This is a genomic window from Mycobacterium sp. JS623, assembly GCF_000328565.1.
Taxonomy (GTDB): Bacteria; Actinomycetota; Actinomycetes; order Mycobacteriales; family Mycobacteriaceae; genus Mycobacterium.
The window spans coordinates 5,164,195-5,183,559 of the sequence record NC_019966.1; the positions used below are offsets into that span (position 1 = coordinate 5,164,195).

Sequence of the window (19,365 nt, forward strand, 5' to 3'; positions counted from 1 at the left end):
AACCGCATCCAGCACCTCAACTATGGTTTGGGTTATGGAGCTGATACATGAACTCACTCCCGGCGAGATGTCGCAGCGCAGCGGCGTCGCCGTCTCGGCGCTCCACTTCTACGAACGCGAGGGCCTGATCGCCAGCAAGCGCACCAGCGGCAACCAACGCCGGTACGCCCGCGAGACGCTGCGACGCGTCGCGTTCATCCGGATGTCGCAGCGCCTCGGCATCCCGCTGGCACGCATTCGCGATGCCCTCGCGAGCCTGCCGTCGGATCGCGTCCCCACCAGCAAGGACTGGGCCAAACTCTCGGCCGGCTGGCGCCAGGACCTCGACGACCGCATCCTGCACCTGGAGCGCCTGCGCGACAACCTCGCCGGCTGCATCGGTTGCGGCTGCCTGAGCCTGAAAACCTGCGCGCTGTCCAATCCGGGCGACGTGCTCGCCGACCAGGGGCCCGGTGCCGTCCGCCTTTAGGAATCGAACGCCTGTGCGATAGACTCGCCGTCATGGAGCTGGCTCTCCAAAGCTCTCTGTTCGAGCACGCCGAGCGGCGTGACCTCGGCAGCGGCGCGTGGGTCGAGGTGCGCTCCGGCTGGCTATCCGACGCCGACGAGCTGTTCGGCGAACTGTACGACTGCATCCCGTGGCGCGCCGAGCGCAGACACATGTATGACCGCGTGCTCGACGTGCCCCGGCTCGTCAGCTTTCACAACCTCATCGAAGAGCCGGCCCCTCATCCGCGGTTGAAGCAGATGCGGCGACGCCTCAACGACACTTACGGCGGCGAGCTCGGCGAACCGTTCACCACCGCCGGCCTATGCCTGTACCGCGACGGCAACGACAGTGTCGCCTGGCACGGCGACAGGATCGGCCGCAGCAGCACCGAGGACACCATGATCGCGATCGTCAGCCTCGGCGCCACAAGGGTTTTCGCGCTACGCCCGAAGGGCGGCGGCAAGTCATTGCGACTGGCGCACCGGCACGGCGACCTGCTGGTGATGGGCGGGTCGTGCCAGCGCACCTGGGAGCACGCGATCCCGAAGACGACGCGACCAGTCGGCCCGCGGATCAGTATCCAGTTCCGCCCACATGACGTCCGCTAGCCCCGTACATCAGCGACCGCCGCGGTCAGCAGGTCACGTGCGCGCTGCGTGTCCACCGGCACGACCGGCTTGTCGGGCAGTACCAGCGGGTTGGCCGTGACGATGACGACGAACGTGCCGAAGTTCGCGATGTAGTTGTAGAGCTCGCCGGTGCGGGGCTTCCCGTCGGCGGTCGTCTGCAGCACCCGATGGATGCCCAGCGTGTGCACCCCGTCGATCTGCGGCGCCTGCACCACCTCGACCAGACCACGCACACCCGCGCCGGTGAAGCCGACCTTCTGGCAGTTCTGCGCGGGGTCGTTGCGCGGCACCGCCTCCGACGTCTCGATCGCGATCGCGATGAACCGGTTGCCCTTGCCCTCGGCGGTCGTGGCGGCCATGTTGCCCTTCACCCCGGCGGGCAGCACCTGCTGGCTGACGGCGTTGGCGCAGTCCGCGGGGTCGAACGTCATGCCTTGTGGCAACGCCTGCGGCCCAAGCAGTCGCGGATCGATGCCCGTCGGTCCCACGCTCGTGACCTTGAACTCCGGTCCGAAGGTGGACTTGACGTTCCCGACGTGTGCGATGTCGGCATGGGACAAGTCCTGCTCTGCGGATTGTCCGGTCGCGCACGCGGCCAGCAGGCCTGCGCACGCAACGACGACCATCGCCTTGGGGTTCGACATCGCCGCCAATGTACAGGCACACACGCGTTCAACCGCGTAACGCCGACACCGTTTTCACCAGCAAGTCCGATGCGAATTCGTGTCCGAGTTGAGGATTCGGCGAGCCCGGATCGCCGACGACGGTGACGAACGCGACGTAATCGCCGAGATACGCGGTGAAGGTGTCGACGCGCGAATGAGTTTCGGTGCCGCCCTCGACGGTCGTGGTGGTCGAGGCGGACAGCCCGACGGTCGTCGCGCCGTCGATCACGGGCCCCGCAACCACGGTGACGTTTCCACCCGTATGCCCCGCCGACACCGTCCATTGGGCGCATTCGTCGAGCAGCGACGGCTTGAGCGTCGCCGTCGAGTTCGCCACCACCGCGTAGACGATCCCTCCTGCGCCCGACGCCGACCAGCCCCGTGTCGTCGCCGCGCCACCGACGGGATCCGCGAGCGCCCCGCACCGCGGCGGGTCGGCGATCCAGTCCGGGCCAAGCCCCCAAAACGCGACGGGGGCCGGTCGCCCGGCTAGCGCGGCCACCTCATAGCCATTCGGCAGTGCCGTTCGCACCCCCTCGATCCGCGCCGGGTTCACCGACGTCGACGAAGCCGTCGCGGCGGTCGACGGCGCAGGGGACGGCGACTGTGCGCACGCCGCCACCATCAGTGGCAACGCTGCGAGCAAGGCAAACAGCCGCACGCCCGTTGATACCACAGAGATTGCTTAGAAAAGCCCTGCAACGTCCCGTGTCCGCAGAGCGATGAACAAGTACCAGGCAAACAACAGAATGGAGACTGTCATGCGCGGAGGCCGGGGCGTGGCAGCAACACTAGCGGTGTCGGGCGTCATGCTCGCGCCGACGGGCCTTGCGATGGCAGAGCCCACTCAACAAGGCAACGCCTACCAAACGATTGGGCTGCTCGAGGACGAGGGCTACAACGTCATCATCGACCGAGTCGGCAATGCGCCGACCGACCAGTGCATCGTCACCAGCGTCCGCAACCCGCAGACGCAGACCAGGACTTTCTGGGTCGGCGAGGGCAAACAGCGTCGACTCATCACCGTCGTCGTGAGCAAGTCGATCAATGTGACGCTGAACTGCGACGTGTAACCGCGCCGACACCATCACGTCATTTGTCGTAGCGGAATCAAATTGCGCTACTACGAGTTTCACTTATCAGACCGCGGTGACTAGAGGGGAAGCTGTCGGTCTTGAGGAGCAGACGTGAGGGCACCACAATTAAATGAGTTGACATTTAGCGCAATTGCCGGTGCAGCGTTCATCGCACTGGCAGTGGGATTTCCGGCCAACGCGCAGGCCGCGCCGTCAGGTGTCGGGTCGGCACAAGACACCGTCAACGAGCTAGAGGACAACGGGTTCAATGTCGTGGTGAAAAAGATCGGCGCGGCGCCGCTTGATCACTGCACGGTTGACTCCGTGCGTCCGGTCGGGCCCGTGATTCGGCCGGTACAAAATGGCACCGAAATGGTGAACCAAATCGTCTACCAGACGGTGTATTTGACAGCCAAGTGCTGACTACGCCTGGGGTGCAACACATTTGGCGGCCGACAGCGGGCAGAGCCGACCTGCCGTCGGCGCTTACGCGGGCGTCAGACGTCGATGAGCGAACTGTGTCGCAGTTGTGTGCGGTCTCCCGGGCCGCCGGTAACGGCGAGATATTGCCGCGAAACCGCACCCGAGCTGTCGATTTCGCCTGCGCCCGATGTTTGCCGACCGTAGGCTACGCCGGAGATTTCCCTTTTCGACAGGAGACGAGATGTCACGCTCAATTCGGGCCGGCGTTGTCGCCGTCGCGGCGATCGCAGTCGGTATCGGCCTGTCCAGCTGCGGCTCGGACACCAAGTCGGAACCGTCTACTTCGAAGCAGACGTCCTCGGCGTCGTCGACCGCGACCAGCAACGCCGCACCGTCGACGTCGGCACAGGCCGCGGGCCCGAGCAAGACGATCGTCGACTACATCAAGGAGAACGGCATCGTCGAGACGCCCATCCACCGGGGCGATGCGGGCGCGCCGACCATCGACTTGCCGCTCCCGCCCGGATGGGCAGACGCCGGAAACCACACGCCGCAGTGGGCCTACGAAGCGATTCTGTCCAGCGATCCGACGTTCGCCCAGGACCCGCCGACCATCATCGCGCTCGTGTCGAAGCTGGCGGGCAATGTCGACCCGGCGAAGATCCTGGAGTACGCGCCCGGCGAGATCAAGAACCTGCCCGGCTATGACGGCCCCCAGGACGGCAGCCCGAGCAAGCTCAGCGGCTTCGACGCGACGCAGATCGGCGGCACCTACGCCAAGGGCGGTGTGAAGCGCGCAATCGCCCAGAAGACGGTGGTGATCCCGGGCCAGGACGGGCTGTTCGTGCTGCAGCTCAACGCCGACGGCACCGAGGATCAGATGGGCGCGTTGATGAACGCGACGAACGTCATCGACGAGCAGACGAAGATCACTCCATGACCGCCACTCCAACTCCAGCCCCCAACGAACCGCCGCCCCCCGCGCGTGGGCTCACCCGTGAGGAACGTGGTCGCGACGTCAGCGCGGCACAGGCCGAGGCAGAGGCCGAAACATCGACCGGCAAGGGGCTGTTGAAGGCGATGAGCCCACGGTTTGTCCTGTCGCAGGCCGAGGGCTACCCGGTCGGGATCAAGCAATTCCTGCAGTTCTGCTTGATTCTCATCTATCCGGCCTGGATCGTCGGCGTGCTTTTTTGCGCGGCGGTCTACTACGCCGTCTACGGACCGCTTTGGCTGTTGTTCTGGCCGGTGCGGGCGTGGATGAAGAAGAACCGGCCCGAAGAATACGCCGCCTCGCAGAAGAAATAATGGGCCTGTTCAATCGAGCCACCGGCGTACAGGTGTCGGTGACGCCGGCGGTGGTGCGGCCGCGGACGACGGTGCAGGCGACCATCACCACCGACAAGCCGATCGCCAAGGTGTCCTCGGCGACGCTGGATTGGGGTTACACCAACTTCTACCGCTACCGCTGGGCCGGGCGCGCCGATGCAGCGGCCGCCGCAATGAATGACTCGTGGCTGATGATGGACCAGGTCGGCACCGACGCGGGCAGCGAGAAGGACACCGAGGACTGGGTCGGTGTCACGAAGGTCGACCTGCCCATCGGCACCAGCGAATTCACCGGCGGCTCAGCGTCTTTCACAGTGCCGTCGTGGGCGCCGGGATCGTCGGACGCGCTTGCCCGGTGGTCGGCACGCCTCACGATCGCGCGCGGCGGCCGCGACGTCGACGCCCGTGGCGATTTCCGCGTCGTCATCGGTAGGGACAACGCCGATGTCGTCGACGAGCCGCAGCGACGGACCGGCGGCGACGGCAGGACCGAACTCGATATCGTGTTGCCATCACTGGTCTTTCGCGCAGGCGAGTTCATCAGCGGCAGCGTCACCCTCACGCCGACCGTCGATATGTCCGACGCCGAACTCGGGATCTACTGGGCATACAGCTCGATCTCGCATCCTCTTGCACGCACACCGGCCGCGGGCGGCGGATACACGCGCGGCGACGTGATCAAACTCGGCAAGGGCATCCCCTTGCGCCGGGGCGCACCGGTGTCCATCCCGTTCTCGGTGCTGCTGCCCGAAGACGCCCCACCCAGCGGCGAAGCGGTGCACTCATCACTGGTGTGGTTTCTCGAGGCCAGCATGATGTATTCGAAGTGGACTCAGGGCATCGAGAAGATGCGCCGTCAGATTGTGGTGGTCAACGCGCCGTAGTCAGGCCCGCGAAATCGCGGAGGCCTGCGCGATCTGCTCGGGAGTGGGACGCACGCCGGTGTAGCGCTCGAACTGCTCCGCGGCCTGTAGTGCGATCACCTCGGCGCCGGTGATCACCTTGACGCCTGCCGCGCGCGCCGCCTTGATCAGCGGGGTCTCCGACGGCAGAGCGACCACGTCAAATACCGCGTAGGCCTTGGCAATCGTCGCGTCGTCGAAGGCTTTCTCGCTTTCCTCCGGCCCGCCTGCCATCCCGATCGGCGTGACGTTGACGATGATCGGGGCGGTGAGCTCTGCGACCTCGGAGGCGTAGTCATAGCCCAGGCGGTCTGCCAACGCGCGCCCGGCATCACGGTTGCGTGCCACCACGATGCCGGAATGAAAGCCACTGCCCGAAAACGCCGCCCCGACCGCGCTGGCCATTCCACCGCTGCCGCGGATCAGGACGGCGTCGTCCGGATTCAGGCCGTGATCGCGGATAAGACGTTGCACGGCAAGGTAATCGGTGTTCGACGCGGTCAGATGACCATCGTCGTTGACGATCGTATTGACGGCATTTATCGCCGCCGCGGACGGCTCGACCGTGTCGACGAGCGGGATGACGGTTTCTTTGAACGGCATCGACACCGAACATCCGCGGATGCCAAGCGCCCGCACCCCGCCGATGGCGGCATCGATGTCGGTGGTGGTGAACGCTTTGTAGATGAAGTCAAGGCCGAGTTGGTCGTACAGATAGTTGTGAAACTTGGTGCCGATATTGCTGGGCCGTCCCGCCAGCGAGATGCACAGCCGGGTGTCCTTGGAAAGCGGCGGGCGCATCAGCCGACCACCCGAACGACCTGGCGGGTCATGTCGCGAATCTGTTTGGTCAGCTCCGGTGTGAACGGCGGGTTGGGCGGCCGGGGCACGTCGATGACGGTGGTGACGACGCCGAGGTCGTCACGGTGCCAGTCCGCACCGAAGTGATCGAGGATCGCGCGCATCGGATAATTGTCGCTCAATACCCGCGCCGTAAAGCGTTGCACGCCATGGTAATCCGCTGCGACGGCGAGTGCTCCCATCAGAAATGTGCCGATGCCCCTGCCCTGGTAGTCGTCGCCGACGATGAACGCCACTTCCGCGGCCGACGGATCATCCTCGTCGCGGACGAAGCGTGCGTCGGCCACCACCGGCCCGTCGAAACCATCGGTCATCACCCAGACGAAGTGGTGCAGGTAGTCGACTTCGAACAGGTACCGCATCAATGACGCGGTGGGGTTGCGCGGGGTCTGGAAGCGGCGATACAGCGTCTCGCTGGAGAACTCGACGGGGCCGTGCGTCGTGCGTTCGTTGTCACCGGGCAGCACGGGCCGCAGGTGCAGTTGGGTGCCATCGCGCATCTTCACCGGGATCGGCGTGAGGAACGCGGCGAGGCGCTGACGCCCCACGCGTAGCAGCTTCTCGAGCATGCCGGGGAGCTCGAGCATCGTCGCGAACGCGTCCCTGCCGCCGACCCAGCCGGTCAGCGTTCCCTTCGCGATCACCGTCGCGGTGCGCGGCCCGTTCCGAAGCAACGCGATCTCGCCGGCGATCATCCCCGGCGCCAACTCCGCGACGGTGTCATGGCCGTCGACTCCGGTGTGCGTCACCTCGGCGCGTCCCGATTCGATGATCAAGAAGGACACCGCAAGCTCGCCCTGCTGCATGAGCACCTGGCCGGGCGCCGCGGTCAGTGGTCGCAGCTGTTCCGCCAACGGCACCAGAGAGTCGGTGGGACAGCCGGCGAAAACCTCCAGCGCAGCAAGTTCGTCGGCGCGGACAACTGTCAGGCCGGACACGTCACGAGGCTACGGCGTCTCCGTCGCGACGAGCAAGGAAGCTAACAGGTGGCAAAGCCCACAAAAGAGCGGTACATCCCTGACCTGTTGGTGGCCGACATCACGGCCGGGCGGGTCAGCACGTAGTCAACGTCGCGCTTCACGGGGCCCTCGCCTTTAGGCCAAGCTGCAAGAAGAACTGCGTCTGATCCGGCGTTCCTCCGCGGTCGGTGACGTTTTTCGCCTACTCGCTCTCGCCGTTGGTGCCTCGAGCGCTGACGCCGGCAAGTGCATTGTCAACCGGTTCCCGGTCCTCGAACACGCCTCGCGATGGCGCCAAACCCCGCTTGACTCTGCATTCATCAGACTGGAGCAACTCGCGGACGGCGTTGCTGCCCAACTCGCGGTAAGCCTCGAAGTCGAACTCGCCGTAAAGCTGCTTGCTGGTGCTGGTGTGTGGGAAGTCGTGGTTGTCGAACGCATAGGCTTCGATATCCCAGGGTAGGTCCTCGAGCATGATCGCCTTCGCCAGGTAGACCTTGCCGGTGGTATTGCGGTCGTCGCTGTCGGCGCCGTTGCCGAAAAAGGTGTAGTCGCCTACGCACCAGGCCGCACCGGATCGGGTCTGTGCCAGGCGCCGCATGCCGCGGGGGTCCATGACCAGTTCGCAGTTGAGGTCGATGCGGGCCGTGGCGATGGCCCGGCCGAGAGCGCGGAACGTGTCCTCAGGATCGTTGGAGGCGTCAAGGACGTAAATCTCGCGGGGTCGCCGACGCAGCGCCTCGATGAGGCCCAGGTTGTCGTAGTGCCCGCCGTCAGTGATGTACAGGAACCGGTCGTACAGCGAGGCTTTGCCCATGGCCTCTCTGATCAGACTGAACATGCCGGGTTTCTTGAAGACGGCCCGGCCCCGCATCCACGCCTGTCGCCAGAACAGAAATTTGACCGCGGGATAGTCACGTGGTGACGGATCGTCGCGGTCGGGATCGGCGAACTGGTCAAGCAATTCCCTTGTGCGCTTGGGGATCTTGATCCAGCCGTCGCGCTCGACTTCAGGAAGCCCGTTCCAGATGACAGCGGCCTCCTCGAATCGGCCGAGTGCGAGGAGGCGCTTGAGCACGTCGGACTCATCGATCCAGATCGGGTTCGGCAGCCACACCCCAAGGCGGGCGTTGCCCAGCGCCAGCACCGCGCGGTATGGACCGACCCGCACGTTTTCGCGGCCGGCCAGTGGCGAGAAAGCCGCCGCACTGATCGCGACGGCCGCGGGAATCGTTGCGTCGCGGTAAAACTCGTCGGCAGCGAATTCGTAGACCGAACTGGCGCGCCGCGCAGCGCCCTCCGGGAGCAGCCTGTCGGTCAGGCCCATTCGGTGATGCCCGAAGATAAACGGGGTGCAACCGCGTTTCGACGGCACGATCTCGCGGTCCGACACATTGGCCACCGCGCAGGCCACCAGTCGCGGGCCGCCGTCGCGCGGAGTTGCCTGAGAAAACCGCAGCGGTTTCTTGTAGTCGAGCTTGTCGATAAATATTTCGGTTCGGTGCACGAAGAAAGCCTCGGAGATCCTTTCCCGGAAGAAGTGGTGCATCGAGGTTCGGTTGGCGTCGGTGAGCAGGCGCGCGAGGATCAGCAGGACGGTGAGCTTCGCGCCGGTCACCCAGTCGGCGATCATCCCGTCGTCATTGCGTGCCGGGCTACCGATGTCGTCGATGAGCCGGGTAACCGTGTGAAGGAAAAAGATCACACCGACCACCGCGATCACAGTGACCGCGGTATACGGCACCACGGGGTCTTTCACTTTCCCCCACACCTTGCCCAGAAAGGTGCCCATCGGTCCGCGCTCGACGGCTTTGACCGTCGACGATCCCTTCGCCGAAGCCAGGACCGCAAGGATGGAGCTCACGACCGCGGCCACCGAGACAGAACCCACGGTCAGTGCCGACTGAGTGCTGACGTCGCGGGTCGCACTGACGCCGCATGCAGACGTGTGGGTCGCCAGCACCGCGTTGCACACCGCCGTCGGTAGGAACCCGACTTGGTGCAGCAGCCCGGCGTACACGGACCCGCTTTTGGCCGTGTACTCGCTCAGTGATTCCACGACCCACGGCACCCCCAACACCAAGGCGGTCAGGATGGCTCCCAGGCCGATCAGCCACGGGGTGGGGACCCGCAGCAGGGGCCGCCATCTGGGCGGCACGTTGAAGAAGCGGTCAATGGCCTTCTCGACCACGAAAAGCGCCACCCCGACAGCCGGTATGACCCAAACGTGAAGGGCCCATGTCCACTCTGACGCCCACGGCGCCCCCATTCCGGCGCTGACGTTGCTGGCGTCCCACGGGTGCAATCGACCCGACGCGAGATACAGCCACGCCAGCAGCCAAGACACGCTGCCGATAACCACCGCCACCAGAAGCAGATTCACCGCGATACCGAACGTCAACGACAACATGGCGTTTATCAGCGCACCCGTAGAGTCCAGCACGTACTTGGTGTTTCGGCGCAACCATTGAACTTCTGGACTGTCGGGCGCGTAGGGAGGCATCGATTCCGGTTTGAGTTTCCAATCCTGATCGGTGGGTGATCCGTCCGAGGTGTTCCAGCGCAGAACGTGATAGGCGGCCGCGATATAGCCGCCGCCGCTAACACCCACTACCGCAGAGGCTTTCGGGTAGATCCCGGCCGACTGCAGCTGCTGCAGACCGCCCAGGCTGAAGGCAGAGGCGCGGATGCCGCCACCGGAACAGCAGATCACCACGTCGTCAGCTCTGTCGGGATCCGGGGTAGCCAGCGGCGGTCTGCTCTTCTTCTCGGTGTCTGCCTTTCGGTCGTCATCCTGATGGTCGTCGCGAAGTAGCAACGGCAGCAGCACGGCGGCCAACCCGGCCGCACTGGCAGTGATCACGACGAAGCTGTACCACGGGAACCCCGCCCGGCCGGGACCGCCGCCAGCGAACGCCTGATGCCATGTCAACCAAAACCAGGCACTGTCTGGGGATTTCACATTCAGCAACCACCACAGCCGCACGTTTTCCCAGACGTCGCCGAGCGCGCCGAGCAACACCAGCGCGACGCCGACGCGGCTGATCCGAATCCATATCGGGGCCGCCCGGCGTGATCGCAGCAGTCCGGCCGCGCGATAGGCCACGAACACCCGTGTCACGATGAAAGCGAGGTCGACCGCCAGCGAAAGCCGCCCTGGCACCACCGGCGCCAGATCCGCCTCGGAATGTAGTCGTCCGAGTGCGTTCAAACACAACGGAACCTGCAGCAGGAACAGCGCACTCATCAATGCCACCGTGCGCGTCAACTCGCGGCTTCTGCCCCTGCGCACGACCACCGAGGCCTTGAGGCGGTAGCCATCCCCCGCACGGTAAGCTTGCTTTTCGTATCCGGCCGATGACGCCATGGCCCCCTCCGATCCCCGAGGATTAACGTTAGCTGGCTTCCCTACTGTCGGTGCCGGTTCGCTGAATCGACGCGGCCAGCGCCGCGAGCACCCGTTGCGTCTTGCTTTCGGCGTTGGTGTCGAGCTCAAGCTTGAGCTCGGCGATAGCGCTCAGCAGGTTCTGTTGGGCCTGTTCGGTGCGCGCCCCGTAGTGCGCCGCTGTCTCATCGTCTTCGGGTTTGACCCGGACGGACCTTTCGAGGAAGTCGAGGTCGGCGACGGCCCACCGTTCGGCGTCCACGTTGTTCACACCGCCCATCGTGAGGTCCTGCCACTTGGTGGAGTCGATGGGTCCAAGGGCCACCAGTTGGCCGACTTCGACAGCGATGTGGGCGCCGTCCCGAACGAGGCGGCGCTGCTGGGGGCCAAAGATCTGATCGAAACGGCTGTCGTGCACCGCTTCTGACAGCGAAGCCTGCTCATGGCTGGCTTCCGCGGAAGCAGCCACCACGTGGCGGTCGCCTGACCAGTCACCTTCGATGCGGTACTTCAAAGGCGGTTCGGTAAACGGATCGGCCCACGGCGGCGTCAGGTGTGCGGAGTCGACGGGCCGCAGCTTGGCCGTCGAATCGTCGTCTTCCCCGCTTCTGACCCGCAGAATGATTCCGCGGGACAGCAGGTTCAGCTTCCCGGCCACGATGCCGCTGCGGTCTTCGGCGAACCAGACCACCCGTTTGGTCGCCGGGCTCGGGTCGCCGAGGGCGGCGAGTGCGTCGCCTACATTGCCCCCGATATTGGCTTTGATTTCAATGGGATACAGCACTTCGATGCTCCCTTCCGAGGATGCCCGTGCCCGCCGCGCCCTTCGACACGACACCATCGTTGGCCTCCCCCACCCGTGGTAGGCAAATCATGGCCGTCACAGGGGCCGGCGACATGCGTAGACCTCTACCTGTTTTCGACGAAAACGAGCACATGGGATATCGCAGCGATGTGATACACCGCTGAAGCGACTCCGCACGCGCACAGACGTTTTCGTCCTGCCGTCGCCGCACACCACGATGACGACATCGAGCCGCGTCAGAGACCAGGAGCCCCACGCTGAGAAAATTCGAGTAGTTGCATACTCACATGGTTGGCCCAATTGCGCCTTACGGTTCGTCTCGGGATGACTGCACATCCGCGGTCCGCACACCGCGCGCAGACGCGCAGTGTGCGGACGGCGATACGCGGTCGCCCAACCACCAGCGAACAGCATAATTTCGGGGAGGATGAATCATGGCTCTCGAACCGGGCGACCACATCTGGTATTACGACGGTCAGGGGAACGACAACGCGATACCGGGCGAACAAACCTCAACAGACAAGAACGTCCCGCGCACGCAGTGGTTCCCGAACGCCAATCCCAACGATCCAAACGACTACGGGGACAACGGAACACACATCTTCAACTTCGTGGTCTACGACGGTGTGTTGCGCAGGGGCCAGCCCCACCTGCGGCACGGCGCAGGGTCCTACGCGTGGCTGAACAACAACCCCGGCAACCTGACCGGCGTACCCGGCGGCGCCGATTTCGGCCAATTCACGGATAAGTTCAACTGGCACAACTTCTTGATCTTCCCCGACCACGACACCGGATTCGCCGCGATCGCCGCGTTCCTGCATCAGGGACCGTACCCGTCGTTGTCGATCCTGGATGCGTTTCGCAAGTACGCGCCCGGCGGTGACGGCCCCAACAGCCCCGAGCAGTACGCCGCCGACGTCGCCGCCGCGGCGGGAGTCAGCACCGACACGCTCGTCGGCGATCTCACCGACGACCAGATGGCCGAAATGCAGAACAAGATCGAGCAGATCGAGGGATCGGTGCCCGGCGATGAGCTCAGCATCGACGATGACGCTGTCCCGCAGGTGATTCGGGATCTCGTCAACGGTTAGCAGCACCCACCCACGCGGATCGTTGCGGTCTGCTCAACGGCCGCAACGATCCGCCACCGAGAGTAGGTCCCATGTCTTCAGACCCCGACAGCGTGATCGCGGCACTGAGCGCGGTAGGAGTGGATTTCAGTATCGACAGGGCCGACATCGTCGACTTCCTGGGCAACGAGTTCACCTCCTATCCGTCCATCGCGGCTGCCTTGCTGGCGCTGCTGACCCCTCGGGGTCTGCGACAACCGGTGTTCATCGACGTGATCGACTTCAACTACGAAAACTCCCCCGGCAACCCATCACCGCGCCGCGTCGAGGAGGTCGACACGGCAGTGCTGCAGCAGGCTGTGCTCGACGGCTTCAACAACCGCTACGGCGAGCAGAACAGCGACTTCGAGCAATTGCTGGGCGCTGGGCAAGGCGGGCAACAGGGCCAACCAGAGCCTACCGGAGCCACCCGCGATCTCACCATGGCCACCTTCGGCGACGCCGTGCGCGGCAACGACATTGTGCTGGTGCATTTTTCGGCCACGTGGGCCGGCCCCAGCCGCGCGTTCGCGCCCATTTTCGTCGCGTCGTCGCAGAGCCACCCAGACGTGTTACACGGCAAAGTCGACATCGATGCGCAGGATCAGCTGGCCTCGGCCGCGCAGATCCGCACCGTTCCGACGGTGATGGCGTTCAAGAAACGCCGGTTGATCTTCAACCGCGCGGGTGGTTTGTCCGCCCAGCAGTTGGAGGACTTGGTGGTTCAGGCGAAAAGTTTCGACGTCGATGCCGCCGTCGCGGCTGCGGCCGGTCCCTAAACGCGCACCCGCGCACCCCTACTGCGCCGGTGGAAGTGCCGGGGGCACTTGGCATATCCAGGCGATGGCCTGCATCCCCTGACGAGTCAAGGTTTGGTCGTTGAAGCTGGCATCCAACGTGCTGAACGGGCCGAGGCTGGCAGCATCGGTCGACAGCATCTGCCGGTCGCTGTCGGTCCACGCCGCGGTGATCGCCAGGTTGCGGATGACCACCATCCCGGTGGTGATCAGCGGCACCGCCGCCGCTGGGTTGCCGCCGTCGCCGCTGGCGATCTGGGCCCTGCCGAACCCGGGCACCGACCAGTTGCCGGTGCTGACGAACACTTCGTCCCACCACGGTCGATCAAAGCTGACGATGCAGTAGTCGAACGCCACGCTGAACCCCGGTGGTTTGGGCGGCGGCCCCACCGGCCCGATGAGCGCGCCAAGTCCCGGCGGTGTCGGCAGCAGCGCGACCATGCTCTCAGAGCCGGTCACCGCCCCCAGCGGCATCGTGGCGAAGCCCGGCGCTGCATCGGGGCCCGCGAGCGTGGGGTTCGCCGCCCGTGGTTCGAGCGCGAGGTGTACGTCGAGTTCCGGCACCGGCAGCGGAGTTCCCGCCGCGGCGGGCGCGGTGTCCTTGCCGGTGATGCGGTGGGTTTCCCACACGTCGGCGCCAGCCTGATACCAGTTCGGCGGCGCCATTCCCGTGGCGTACAAGGTATCTGCCACCCCGGTCGGGTCGACCGTGGGACCCGCCGGGGTGGCTCCGGCGACCTCGGGCAGAGCGTTGAGGTCAAGCGCCTCACCGGCGGCGGCCTTTCGCGCCTCGAACGCCGCCTTGTCCTGATCGGTCGGCGAGGTGCATACGCTTTGGGTGACGACGCTGCGATACCAGCGCGACAGCCGGCTGCCCTGTTGTTTGACATACCAGCCCGCTTTCAGGGCATTCATCGCGGGCAGTTGATCGGCCAGCTGAGAAGCCCGCTGATGGCTAAGCAGCTGCTGTTGTGCATCAGAGCCGCCGACGCCGAACTCACCGGCAGTCAACGGGATTCCCAGCCCGTCGAGGACAAGAAGCACGCTGCCGGGTGTCGCGCCACCCGCACCGGGCAACTTGTCCTGGAAGAATTGATGCAAGACGGTGGAAAGCTGATCAAGCGTCATCGCCATGGAAAACACCCTCTTTCGTTTAACCACTTACGGTTGCCGCTGCGACGGCGAATGGTTCTCACTGCTCTTTGTCGAGAACCATGTACGTGACGTTTGTTCCGTCGTCGAGCTGGCTACGCAGGAACGTCTCACGGGCGATCGGTGACGGAGTGAACACAGAGATCAGCACCCGATCAGAAGCCCCCCGAACTTGAGGACCTTGGGGGCGATCTCGGCGCCGCCCTCGATCAGCAAGTGCTCGAGCTTGGTCAGCGACACTTCGGTGAGCAGCTCACCGACTAGCTCACCGACATGACTGTCGTCGGGCACATTGTCGATCGCCACGTAATACCCCGAGTCGCGTTTGGGGCTCACGGTCACCGTCGCCGAGTCGAGGATCTTATGCCCGGCCGGCGCTTCCGACGGAATCGGGATCAGCGTCCCGTCGGGAGCGGATTCGAACCGATCCGGCTGGTCGGGCACCGTCGGTGCCGCATCCCGGTCTTGGGCCCCTTCGGCGAAGCCCTGTTGGTAGACGTCGAGCAGGTCGGCGTTGAGCGGGCCGGGGTTGGGCGCATCCGGGTCGGTGAAGCCGTCGACATAACCGGCGTCGAACGCTTGCGCCTTATCGGGATCATCGGTGAACGGGTTGAAGGTGGCCATGGTGAAACTCCTTCTGGGATAAGGCCGTAACCGCTCATGCCGGCGGCATGACCGGAGGTACTTGGCAAATCCAGGCCAGGGCCTGCATACCGGGGCGGCTGAGCGTTTGACCGTCGAAGGCTGCGCCCAGCGTGGAGAACGGGCCAAGGCTGACGGCGCCATCCGCGAGCGCCAGCTGATCGCGATCGGTCCAGTTGGCGGCGATGCTCAGGTTGCGCACCACGACCATCCCGGTCGTGATCGCCGGAACAGCCAACGCCGGGCTGGCCGCGCTGCCGCTGGCGATCTGGGCTTTGGCGAATCCGGACACCGACCACGTTGGGGTGGTCAGAAACACGGCGTCCCACCACGGTCTGTCAAAACTCACCACGCAGTATTCGAAGGTGACGTCGAAACCGGTTGTGGTGGGCGGCGATACGGGGCGGCCCGATCCGATCAGTGCCAGCAGTGCGCCGGTGGGCACCACGTCGCCTTCTTTGGCCGCGATGTCCAAGACGGTTCCGGTGGCTGGTGACTGCAATTCGGTGTCCACCTTGTCGGTCGCCACCTCGACGATCGGATCACCTGCTTGCACTTGGTCCCCCAGCTTCTTCAGCCAGGCGGTCACGGTGGCCGGAGTGTTCGAGTCGGCAATAGGTGGCATGGTGAATGCGGTGGGCGGGGGCCCCTCACCCGGCGCAGGGGCGTTGGCACTCGGCGTGGCTGTGCGCAGATGGATCTCGGGTACAGGCAACGGTCCGGTCGGGGTTGTCGCCGAATCCTGGGCAGTGATGTGGTGTGTCTCCCAGCCCGCCGCTTGCGGCTCGAACCAGTCCGACGGCGCCATACTCGTCGCGTAAAAGGTGGCCTGCACACCGGTCGGATCAACCGAGCCGCCGGCTGGCGTGACCCCACCGACCTCCACGAGTTGGTTGAGGTCCAGTTGTTCCAGCGCCGCCGCCTTGCGCTTCTCGAACGTGGCGATGTCTTGCACCGACGTTGAGGTGCACACGCTTTCACCGACCACCGTGTGATACCACCGCGACAGCCGGGCGCCCGTCTGGGACTGATACCAGCCGTTGGCCAACCCGTTGGCCGCGGGAAGCTGATCAGCCAATTGGGCCGCACGCTGATGGGCGATCAGCTGTTGTTGTGCGGGCGCCGCGCCAACACCGAAATCCGCCGGGCTCAGCGGAGCCCCGAACGTGTCGAACACCAGCAGGGCGCTTCCCGGTGTATCCCCCAGCGGCCCAGGAAGTTTAGCCACGAAGAACTGGTGTACCGCGGCGGCGAGTTGATCGACGGTGACGGCCATCAGCCACCTCCTGGTGTGTGTGGGTTGAGGGCCGCAGCAGCGGCCCTCAACCGTCGACCCTCGCCGCTGACCAGTTCGTTGTCAGCTGACATCGGATGTCCCATCCCTCACGCAGGCGGCGCCGCAAGCGCCGGGTCGTCCTTGGGCGGGCTGGCCGGCAGTACCTCAGACAGCCAGGCGACGATCTGGGCGCCCTTCACGGTGAGCGTGGACCCGTCGAAGTGGGCCTTGTAGTCGTTGGAGAAGCTGTTCCCCGCCTCGTCCTGATACCCACCGGAAAAACCGCTTTCACTGTGCGAGGCACCGGCATCCAGGCAGATGGGACCGAAGACGGGCACTTCGACACCGCCACTGACGGTGCTCGAATGCTCCTCCTGGCTGAAGTCGTGCTTGGAGTAGTAGGTGCTCAGTGTCTCCCCGTCGCTGCCCCAGTCCTCGGCGCTGATGCTGACGTTGCGGATGACCAGGAAGTGCGTCGGAAACATCGGCAGGAGCTGCTTTTCGGAGCCCACCTGATCGTCGATGGTGCCGGTGCTGATCACGCCGGCCTTCTCGCCGACCAGATGCCAGTTCTGCAACCGGAACAGGTCGCTCATCAGCCACGGGCGCGCGATCTCGCACAGCCCGTACTGCAGGCTGACGCTAAGGTTCTTCGCGTCGTTGCGAAAGCTCGAGCCGTCGCTGCCGGTCGTTGTGGACGCCGAGTGGCTGTTGCTGTCGGCCTCGGAGTAGGAACCGTTGAAGCCGAAGCCGAATACGCTGATACCGGCGTCACCGGAGGTCGCCTCCGACTGCCCTGCCCAGTTACCGGTATTGAGGTTGTAGCCGTGGCTGTCGAAATGGCTGCTGTAGTCGTCCTGGTTGAGAGTCATTGTGGTCCAGCCCGATTCGTCGCTCTCCAGTGCCGCCCAGTCGCTGGGTAACACGTAGGAGAACGGCTGCGCGGCACCGCCAACACCGATCACCGGGATATTCCAGGCATCGTAGAGCGCCCGGGCATCCATGATCGCTCCCTGCTCCAGCGGCACACCCATGCTTTCCCGGGTCGCCAGCGCCGCCTCGATCTCCTCGGCGCCCTGGCTGCGCCAGCGATCCCGCGCCTGCTTGACCAACACTTCGTCCGGGCGCAGCAGCAGTCCCGCCGAATCAGCCGTCAAGGGGTTGGCGAGCAGCTGGTTGCTCTTGACGGTGAAAGCCGCCTGCGCAGCAGCGAAGTCGGCCTGATTCTTCTGATACGTCTTGTACGCCGGTGTTTCGTTGTTGTTCTCGTCGTAGAGCACCTTCGTGGCGGCATCCAGACGCGCTTTGTCGGCATCAGAGCGCGGCGGCGCGGCTTCGGCCTCCATCGCCTGCAGGATCTCGTGGTAGGCGAAGTCGAGATGGCGGCCGCCGCCGCTGTAGGTTTCCAGCGTGCCGTCGTTGGTGACGACCAGCATGGTGTTGACCAGCTGCTCGGTCTTGAACGCCGCGTTGATCGCGCGCCTGGTGTTCGCCTGGGCGGCGGCCTTGGCCTGTGCCTCGGCAGCTGCCGCCGCCGGATCGCCGGGCGGGGGCTGCGGCCCCGGGATGGTCTGGGCCGGTGATCCACCGATCGGACTCCATGGGAACGCGAAGTCTTTCGGTGAGATCATCTGGCCCACGGTCAATGTCGAGTACACAAACCCCTGGGTGGCCTTGCCATCGGTGCGGGTCGGCGTGCTCTGTTTGATATAGCTGAGAACCTGAGTCAAAACATTGGCCGCAAGTGCGCGCGGTTCATTGTCGAGTGGCATTGGAACTCCCCTTGTGTTTTGCGTCGGATGGTGGACAGCTCGGCCGGTGTCGAATGTCGGCCGATGATCAGGGCCCCCCGGGCGGCATGAGGTCGGGGCGACCAGGATCTCCGAAGTCGCCGCGCAGGATCTGGTCGAAGGGCAGCTCGATCAACCGGCTGCGTTCGTCGTCGCCGGCGTTGCCCCAGTTCTCAAACATGCCGCCGGTCAACGTGATCCAGCCCCAGCGTGAATCGAACTGCAAGACGTTGCCCTGGGGGAAGTCGATGAGGAATCCGCGGTGGTATGGGTGGATGTTGTTGGTGAACGCGCTGGCCAGTCCCGCCTCACCCAAGGACATCAGGTGGTCGTAGTGAGGCTGAACGATGGACTGCTGCTCGTTGCGAAGCAGCGCCTGATTACCTTGCGCGATGCGCGCAGGGTCACCGGAGGTGATGTCACGCCATGCGTCGGCGTATGACAGTGCCGGCGCGACAGCAACAAAGCCCTCGGTGCCGTCAGCGTTATACGACGGATAGGTCTGGAACTGGTCGTGCAGCCCGGCGAGCTCGACGATGTCCGCGCCGTCGAGGAATGCCTCGTGCTGCCAGGCCAGGTCGAAGAAGATATCGCGGCCGGCGGCGATCATCACCGAGGTCGGCACGTCACCGATGCCGAGGTCCAAACCGCCCACTACCGCGCCGCCGGCCATATGCCCCAGCCCCGCCCACAAGAAGATGCTGGGCTCAGCAAGGGCCACGTCTCGGTAGTAGGCGTAGACGTCGATGACCCGGGCGCGGTTGGCCGCCCAGCCCGCCGCGGGATCCCAGTCGGAATGATCGCCGTCGTGAGCCTTCGCCAGCGCGATGTTGGTGTAATGCGATTTCTGATCGCTGTACCGCAGTTGCGGATCTTCGGGACTCATCGCGGACCTGCTCCCCCGTCGCCGTTCGCTGTGAAACACTGTGCGCGTGCGTAATTAGGTGTCGAAGCCAGCGCTAGAGGAACTCTCGCCTTCTGCTGCGCGCTGTGACTTAGTCACGGGATGAACGCTAACGGCGCGAGGCTGCGGTGATACACGTAGCCGAGTACTCGATTATTCAAAGACTTCCTA

The 19,365-nt window shown here is 64.9% G+C and carries 20 protein-coding genes; 9 read left to right on the plus strand and 11 right to left on the minus strand.

Annotated elements, in window-relative coordinates; translation table 11 throughout:
• The first annotated feature begins 34 nt into the window (after positions 1 to 34).
• Together soxR and MYCSM_RS25160 are read left to right on the plus strand one after the other, a co-directional pair.
• Positions 35 to 469 (plus strand): redox-sensitive transcriptional activator SoxR, encoded by a 435-nt coding sequence (gene soxR / locus MYCSM_RS25155; RefSeq protein WP_015308988.1) that lies wholly within the window; start codon positions 35 to 37, stop codon positions 467 to 469.
• A 32-nt stretch (positions 470 to 501) separates the two neighbouring features.
• Positions 502 to 1,098, plus strand: a complete 597-nt coding sequence (locus MYCSM_RS25160; RefSeq protein ID WP_015308989.1) for an alpha-ketoglutarate-dependent dioxygenase AlkB — start codon at positions 502 to 504, stop codon at positions 1,096 to 1,098.
• Here MYCSM_RS25160 and MYCSM_RS25165 read toward each other — a convergent pair.
• Together MYCSM_RS25165 and MYCSM_RS25170 are read right to left on the minus strand one after the other, a co-directional pair.
• Positions 1,095 to 1,763 carry a DUF5642 family protein gene (locus tag MYCSM_RS25165; RefSeq protein ID WP_015308990.1) on the minus strand — a complete coding sequence of 223 codons (669 nt, stop codon included), beginning with the start codon at positions 1,761 to 1,763 and terminating at the stop codon, positions 1,095 to 1,097. The two genes, MYCSM_RS25160 and MYCSM_RS25165, sit on opposite strands and share 4 nt — an antisense overlap.
• A gap of 28 nt (positions 1,764 to 1,791) precedes the next feature.
• Positions 1,792 to 2,445 carry a DUF5642 family protein gene (locus MYCSM_RS25170; protein WP_015308991.1) on the minus strand — a complete coding sequence of 218 codons (654 nt, stop codon included), beginning with the start codon at positions 2,443 to 2,445 and terminating at the stop codon, positions 1,792 to 1,794.
• A gap of 118 nt (positions 2,446 to 2,563) precedes the next feature.
• Here MYCSM_RS25170 and MYCSM_RS25175 point away from each other — a divergent pair, with 118 nt between their 5' ends.
• The 5 genes from MYCSM_RS25175 to MYCSM_RS25195 all read left to right on the plus strand — a co-directional run bounded on the left by MYCSM_RS25175 (position 2,564) and on the right by MYCSM_RS25195 (position 5,496).
• Entirely contained in the window at positions 2,564 to 2,857 is a 294-nt protein-coding gene (locus MYCSM_RS25175; protein WP_335337498.1) for a hypothetical protein, read from the plus strand.
• Between the two features lie 138 nt (positions 2,858 to 2,995).
• Positions 2,996 to 3,283 carry a hypothetical protein gene (locus tag MYCSM_RS37890; RefSeq protein WP_041312660.1) on the plus strand — a complete coding sequence of 96 codons (288 nt, stop codon included), beginning with the start codon at positions 2,996 to 2,998 and terminating at the stop codon, positions 3,281 to 3,283.
• Between the two features lie 241 nt (positions 3,284 to 3,524).
• On the plus strand, positions 3,525 to 4,223 hold the full coding sequence (locus MYCSM_RS25185) for an LpqN/LpqT family lipoprotein (protein WP_015308994.1): 699 nt from the start codon (positions 3,525 to 3,527) through the stop codon (positions 4,221 to 4,223).
• Positions 4,220 to 4,591 carry a hypothetical protein gene (locus tag MYCSM_RS25190; protein ID WP_015308995.1) on the plus strand — a complete coding sequence of 124 codons (372 nt, stop codon included), beginning with the start codon at positions 4,220 to 4,222 and terminating at the stop codon, positions 4,589 to 4,591. The genes MYCSM_RS25185 and MYCSM_RS25190 overlap by 4 nt, the downstream gene beginning before the upstream one ends.
• Positions 4,591 to 5,496, plus strand: coding sequence for a hypothetical protein (locus MYCSM_RS25195; RefSeq protein ID WP_015308996.1), 906 nt, complete (start codon positions 4,591 to 4,593; stop codon positions 5,494 to 5,496). The genes MYCSM_RS25190 and MYCSM_RS25195 overlap by 1 nt, the downstream gene beginning before the upstream one ends.
• Here MYCSM_RS25195 and MYCSM_RS25200 read toward each other — a convergent pair whose 3' ends face one another.
• The 4 genes from MYCSM_RS25200 to MYCSM_RS25215 form a co-directional block, all read right to left on the minus strand.
• Positions 5,497 to 6,315 (minus strand): shikimate 5-dehydrogenase, encoded by an 819-nt coding sequence (locus tag MYCSM_RS25200; protein ID WP_015308997.1) that lies wholly within the window; start codon positions 6,313 to 6,315, stop codon positions 5,497 to 5,499. It abuts the gene before it with no gap.
• Positions 6,315 to 7,313 (minus strand): GNAT family N-acetyltransferase, encoded by a 999-nt coding sequence (locus MYCSM_RS25205; RefSeq protein WP_015308998.1) that lies wholly within the window; start codon positions 7,311 to 7,313, stop codon positions 6,315 to 6,317. Before MYCSM_RS25205 ends, MYCSM_RS25200 begins: the two co-directional genes overlap by 1 nt.
• Before the next feature lie 223 nt (positions 7,314 to 7,536).
• Entirely contained in the window at positions 7,537 to 10,701 is a 3,165-nt protein-coding gene (locus MYCSM_RS25210) for a hypothetical protein (RefSeq protein ID WP_015308999.1), read from the minus strand.
• A 28-nt stretch (positions 10,702 to 10,729) separates the two neighbouring features.
• Positions 10,730 to 11,503: a hypothetical protein gene (locus MYCSM_RS25215; protein WP_041312663.1), complete on the minus strand. Its 774-nt coding sequence runs from the start codon at positions 11,501 to 11,503 to the stop codon at positions 10,730 to 10,732.
• A 455-nt stretch (positions 11,504 to 11,958) separates the two neighbouring features.
• On the opposite strand from MYCSM_RS25215, the gene MYCSM_RS25220 reads away from it, so the two are divergent.
• Positions 11,959 to 12,615 (plus strand): hypothetical protein, encoded by a 657-nt coding sequence (locus tag MYCSM_RS25220; RefSeq protein WP_015309001.1) that lies wholly within the window; start codon positions 11,959 to 11,961, stop codon positions 12,613 to 12,615.
• 461 nt (positions 12,616 to 13,076) lie between these two features.
• Positions 13,077 to 13,412: a thioredoxin family protein gene (locus tag MYCSM_RS25225; RefSeq protein WP_041314957.1), complete on the plus strand. Its 336-nt coding sequence runs from the start codon at positions 13,077 to 13,079 to the stop codon at positions 13,410 to 13,412.
• A gap of 18 nt (positions 13,413 to 13,430) precedes the next feature.
• Here the strand turns inward: MYCSM_RS25225 and MYCSM_RS25230 are convergent, their stop codons facing one another.
• The 5 genes from MYCSM_RS25230 to MYCSM_RS25250 form a co-directional block, all read right to left on the minus strand.
• Positions 13,431 to 14,564, minus strand: a complete 1,134-nt coding sequence (locus MYCSM_RS25230; protein ID WP_015309003.1) for a hypothetical protein — start codon at positions 14,562 to 14,564, stop codon at positions 13,431 to 13,433.
• A gap of 162 nt (positions 14,565 to 14,726) precedes the next feature.
• The gene (locus MYCSM_RS25235) at positions 14,727 to 15,206 is read right to left on the minus strand and encodes a hypothetical protein (RefSeq protein WP_015309004.1); all 480 of its coding nucleotides are present in this window, start codon (positions 15,204 to 15,206) and stop codon (positions 14,727 to 14,729) included.
• A 34-nt stretch (positions 15,207 to 15,240) separates the two neighbouring features.
• Positions 15,241 to 16,500, minus strand: coding sequence for a biotin/lipoyl-containing protein (locus MYCSM_RS25240; RefSeq protein ID WP_015309005.1), 1,260 nt, complete (start codon positions 16,498 to 16,500; stop codon positions 15,241 to 15,243).
• A 107-nt stretch (positions 16,501 to 16,607) separates the two neighbouring features.
• Positions 16,608 to 18,272, minus strand: a complete 1,665-nt coding sequence (locus tag MYCSM_RS25245) for a hypothetical protein (RefSeq protein ID WP_015309006.1) — start codon at positions 18,270 to 18,272, stop codon at positions 16,608 to 16,610.
• A gap of 67 nt (positions 18,273 to 18,339) precedes the next feature.
• Positions 18,340 to 19,176 carry a hypothetical protein gene (locus MYCSM_RS25250; RefSeq protein ID WP_015309007.1) on the minus strand — a complete coding sequence of 279 codons (837 nt, stop codon included), beginning with the start codon at positions 19,174 to 19,176 and terminating at the stop codon, positions 18,340 to 18,342.
• Positions 19,177 to 19,365: the final 189 nt, after the last annotated feature.